The sequence below is a fragment of the Phaeovulum sp. genome (assembly GCF_041596715.1).
Classification (GTDB): Bacteria; Pseudomonadota; Alphaproteobacteria; order Rhodobacterales; family Rhodobacteraceae; genus UBA6213.
Genome location: NZ_JBFHIA010000236.1, coordinates 1 through 4,617, shown reverse-complemented (window position 1 = coordinate 4,617; position 4,617 = coordinate 1). Strand labels below are relative to the sequence as shown.

Sequence of the window (4,617 nt, the reverse complement as noted above, 5' to 3'; positions counted from 1 at the left end):
TCGAACAACGCATGTGCTGCGGCCATCACATCGGCTTCGCTTACCGCGCGCAGCGCATCAGGCCATGCCTCGACATCGGCGATTGTCAGGCCGCTGGTCAACGCAGCACCATAGCGCCGCGCCAGACCTTGCACGTTATCGCGCGCATAGATCTCGTTAGCGCTGATCTGGGTGCGGATGCGCGCAAACTGCGCCGGGTCCGGCCCGTCGCGCAAAAACGCCTCTAGCGCCGCATCAAGCGCTGCTTCGGCCTCGGCAAGGCTGACCCCGGCGGCGGGCAAGACCGACAAACCGAAGGTCGTGTCATCAAGGCTCAGCCCGTCATAAGAGGCACCGGCACCAATCGCCTTGCCACTATCGAACACCAGCGCGCGACCCAGAACCGAGGTTGCCGGATTGCCCCCCAACAGTTCCGCCAGCACCGTCAACGCCGCCGCGGCAGACTGATCGCCCGCGTCGCGCTCTGGCGCAAGGTAGCTGCGCACCACATAGGGGCGCTGTACGCGCGGGTCGGTTAGCGACAGGCGGCGTTCGGCCAATTGCGGCGGTTCAGACACGCGCTGGCGCGGGCCAAGCCCTTCGGTCGGTGCCAAGGGGCCGTAGTGAATCTCGGCCAACCGCTTTACCTCGTCCGGGTCCACATCGCCCGCCACAACAAGAATCGCGTTATTCGGGGCGTAGTAGCGCTGATACCATGCCAGCGCATCGTCACGCGTCAACGCCTCCATCTCGTGGCGCCAGCCGATCACCGGGGTGCCGTAGGGGTGGTTGAGGTATTGCGCGGCGTTCATCTGTTCGCGCAATAGCGCGCCGGGGTCGCTGTCGGTACGCTGGTTGCGCTCTTCGATGATCACCTGCAACTCGGTCGCCCAGTCATCTTGCGAAATCACCAGATCGCGCATCCGGTCGGCTTCCATCTGCATCACAAGATCCAACCGGTCGGCGGCGATGCGCTGAAAATAGGCGGTGTAGTCATATGAGGTGAAGGCGTTGTCAGACCCGCCATTGGCCTCGACCGTTGCGGAAAGCTCGCCGGGGGCCAGATCGTCGGTGCCCTGAAACATCAGGTGTTCAAGAAAATGCGCAACACCCGAATGGCCACGCGCCTCATCAGCGGACCCGGCCCGATACCAGACCATGTGCACCGCCACAGGCGCGCGATGATCCTCGATCACCACGGCCTCCATGCCGTTCGCCAGCGTGAAGTGGCTTATACCTTCGGCGGCAGCAGGTGCGGCGAACACGGCAAGTGATAGGATCGGCCAGATATGGGCAAAGTGCATGCGCAAGCTCCGGAAAAGACATGCGCAACGCTAACCGATAGCGTCGGTCGGGCAAGGCATGAAAGGATGAGATGACGCCCTGTTGATCAGGGGTTGAGCAGCGCCGGCTCGGGCGGGGCACCGACGGTGCGAATGCCCAGCTTGCGCCAGCGCTCGATCTCGGCGGCCTGATCCAGCGTCATCGGCAAATAGGCTTGGAAGTAGACGTTCACGTTGAACAGCCGCTCCAGCAACTTGCCGTTGTTCTTGCGCCGATATTCGAGGTCTTCGGCGGCCAGCACGCTGCGGATATCGGCGCTGCTGCCAAATTGCGCCACATGCGCCATAAGCCCCGCATCAGCTGCGGGCACCCCGCGCGATGCCAGCGCAGCGCGGCTGCCACCCAGTGCAACCACCGCATCTGCCAAGGGGGTAGGATCGGTAAGGTTTGTCCCGCCCGGCGTGGGCGTAGGCAAAGAGGCCAGATCAGCCGGCATCTGTAGCGGCTTGGTCGGCAGAATTGTGAACTCGTCTGGACCGCTGGTACCTGCACGCACGTTCATCAGCTGCGGTTCGGCGTCGTTGCCGCAGGCGCCAAGCGCCAGTACGGCTGCCAGCACCAGCCCGATCTTGCCGATTCCTGCCCGCATAGTGCGCCCCCAGTCCAACTTGCCCATCGTATTAGCGCAACTCCTTGCGCGCGTCACGAGGCTTCTGCCCGTCGCCCGAAAAGGCGACAAGACCAAACGCCCCGACAAAGATCGCCACATCGGCGATGTTGAACGACCAAGGGTTAACAACGCCCGGCACCGACATGTTCAAAAAATCGGCCACGGCACCATAAACCACACGATCGACGACATTGCCAAGCGCGCCGCCGATCAAGAGACCGGCAGAGACCTGCACCAGCGGGCGCTGCGGCGTGCGCGCGACCCACCAGTAGACCCAACCTGAAATTGCCAGCGCCACCGCGATCAGGCCCCAGCGCACCAAATCCGCGTCATTGGCAAAAAGCCCAAAGTTGACGCCCCGATTCCACGCCATGCGCAGCACCAGCCAAGGCGGTGCCACCTCGATCAGCTGGCGCTGCGCAAGGTCGAGCGTGTGCACCACGAACAGCTTGCTGGCCTGATCGGCCAGCAACACTGCCCCCGCCACCCAGACCGCGCGGCGCATCGCCTAGTGCCTGAAATGGCGCTGGCCGGTAAAGACCATTGCCAGCCCCAATTCATCCGCCGCCGCAATCACTTCGGCGTCGCGCATCGACCCGCCCGGCTGGATGATTGCCGTCGCACCCGCCTCGGCGGCGGTTATCAGCCCATCCGCGAAGGGGAAGAAGGCATCCGACGCCACCGCAGAACCGCGCGTCAGCGGCGCGGGCAAACCCATTGCCTCGGCCATGTCGCGCGCCTTCAGCGCAGCGATTCGGGTTGAATCGACGCGGCTCATCTGCCCGGCACCCACGCCAACCGTGGCACCATCCTTGACGTAGATGATCGCATTCGACTTGACGTGCTTGGCGACAGTCCACGCGAACATCAGGTCTGAAAGCTCGGATTCGGTCGGAACGCGCCGCGTGACGACCTTGAGGTTCGTGCGGCCAACATTGGCGATGTCCTTGTCTTGCACCAGAAACCCGCCAGCCACTTGCCGGAACGTCAGTATCGGCGCTTTGGCATCGGGAAGGGCGTCGGTGGTCAGCAGGCGAAGGTTCTTCTTTGCCGCAAAGACCGCGCGCGCCGCCTCGTCCGCGCCCGGCGCGATCACGACTTCGGTGAAGATCTTGCAGATTTCCTCGGCGGTGGCGGCATCAAGTGGGCGGTTCAGCGCCACAATGCCGCCGAAGGCCGAAGTGCGGTCGCAATCATACGCGCGCCGATAGGCGTCAAGCAGGCTGGCACCTTGCGCCACGCCGCAGGGGTTGGCGTGTTTGATGATTGCGCATGCAGGTGCGCCGTCTGCAAACTCGGCCACCAGTTCAAAGGCCGCATCGGTATCGTTGATGTTGTTGTAGCTCAGTTCTTTGCCTTGCCACTGGCGTGCCGTGGCGACACCGGGCCGATTGCTGCCGTCGGTATAGAAGGCCGCGCTCTGATGCGGGTTTTCGCCATAACGCAGGCTTTGCGCCAAAGTCCCTGCAAAAGCCCGCCGACGCGGCGCGGCCTCGCCCAAGGCAGCTGCCATCCAATTGGAAACGGCGGCGTCATAGGCGGCTGTGCGGGCGTAAGCCGTCTGCGCCAGCGATTGGCGAAAGGCCAGCGAGGTCTGCCCGCGCTCTGCATCCATCTCGTCAAGCACCGCGCCGTAATCCTGCACATCCACGACCACGGCCACCCAAGAATGATTCTTGGCCGCCGCGCGGATCATCGCCGGGCCGCCAATGTCGATGTTTTCGATGCAATCGGCATAGGGCGCGCCCTTCGCCACCGTCGCCTCGAACGGGTAAAGATTGACCACCAGCAGGTCGATCGGCTCGATCCCATGCGCGGCCATCGCGGCCAGATGCTCGACATCGTCGCGCAGCGCCAAAAGCCCGCCATGCACCGCCGGGTGCAGGGTTTTCACGCGGCCGTCCATCATTTCGGGAAAATCGGTCAGTTCGGATACATCGCGCGCTGGCAGAGCCGCCGCACGCAGCGTGGCTGCGGTGCCGCCGGTTGAAACAAGTTCAACCCCGCGCGCGATCAGCGCCTGTGCAAAGTCAACAAGCCCGGTCTTGTCGGAAACCGAAATCAGGGCGCGGCGGATCGGAACGAGGTCGGACACAGCAATTCCTCTGGTTTATTCGTCGTTTTGGGTCTCACCACGCTCAAGATCACGCAGCACAGTGGGGGTATCTTGTGCCTTCGCCAAGGTCCAGCCTATCTGGCAGGCATAATCGGATACCACGCCCGAAAGCACGATCTGGCGGCTGCCGCGTGGCCGCAGGCGGCCCTTTTCCAGATAGACCGAGGCCTCAAGCGACATCTCCGCCCCCGCCTCGGGGCGGAAGATCCAGATCTCGCCGCTTTTCAGCGCCAGCGAAACCGCTGTGCCACCAAGGTCAAGGGCCGCATCGACCTCGGGGTGCAGATGAAAGCGGATGTCAAAGACCACACCCGCAGTGCGACCGCGCGCCATCACCGCATCAAAGCGGCGCCGTTCCGGTGCTGTCATCGCCCCCAGCGTATCGGCACCCGCCAGAACCCGACCGTCGAGCGCGAGTTCCAGTTCACGCACATGGGTCAGACCATGCGTTGGCACATAGCCATCGTGGCCAAAGATCAGACGTGTGCTTGCATCGCCCAGTTCCGATTTCTGCCAGACTTCGTGCGGCACATCCGCCAGCATTTCGGCACCGCCCCCGATCAGCCCC

5 protein-coding genes are annotated in these 4,617 nt (G+C 63.6%); all 5 read right to left on the bottom strand.

The features are described from left to right. A partial coding sequence (locus ABY403_RS13640; protein WP_372841379.1) for a M16 family metallopeptidase occupies nucleotides 1-1,283 on the bottom strand: 1,283 nt, incomplete at its 3' end. A gap of 86 nt (nucleotides 1,284-1,369) precedes the next feature. Then, entirely contained in the window at nucleotides 1,370-1,912 is a 543-nt protein-coding gene (locus tag ABY403_RS13635; protein WP_372841378.1) for a DUF3035 domain-containing protein, read from the bottom strand. A 31-nt stretch (nucleotides 1,913-1,943) separates the two neighbouring features. After that, complete coding sequence (lspA, locus tag ABY403_RS13630; RefSeq protein ID WP_372841377.1) at nucleotides 1,944-2,438, bottom strand: signal peptidase II; 495 nt, start codon at nucleotides 2,436-2,438, stop codon at nucleotides 1,944-1,946. Nucleotides 2,439-2,441: 3 nt separating this feature from the next. Further along, nucleotides 2,442-4,028, bottom strand: a complete 1,587-nt coding sequence (gene purH / locus ABY403_RS13625; RefSeq protein ID WP_372841376.1) for a bifunctional phosphoribosylaminoimidazolecarboxamide formyltransferase/IMP cyclohydrolase — start codon at nucleotides 4,026-4,028, stop codon at nucleotides 2,442-2,444. 15 nt (nucleotides 4,029-4,043) lie between these two features. After that, on the bottom strand, nucleotides 4,044-4,617 hold a 574-nt coding region (locus tag ABY403_RS13620), incomplete at its 5' end, for a heparinase II/III family protein (RefSeq protein WP_372841375.1).

Bases quoted from the DNA above. Each gene is read 5' to 3' on its own strand.
- ABY403_RS13635 (WP_372841378.1), bottom strand. From the start codon at position 1,912: ATGCGGGCAGGAATCGGCAAGATCGGGCTGGTGCTGGCAGCCGTACTG.
- lspA (WP_372841377.1), bottom strand. From the start codon at position 2,438: ATGCGCCGCGCGGTCTGGGTGGCGGGGGCAGTGTTGCTGGCCGATCAG.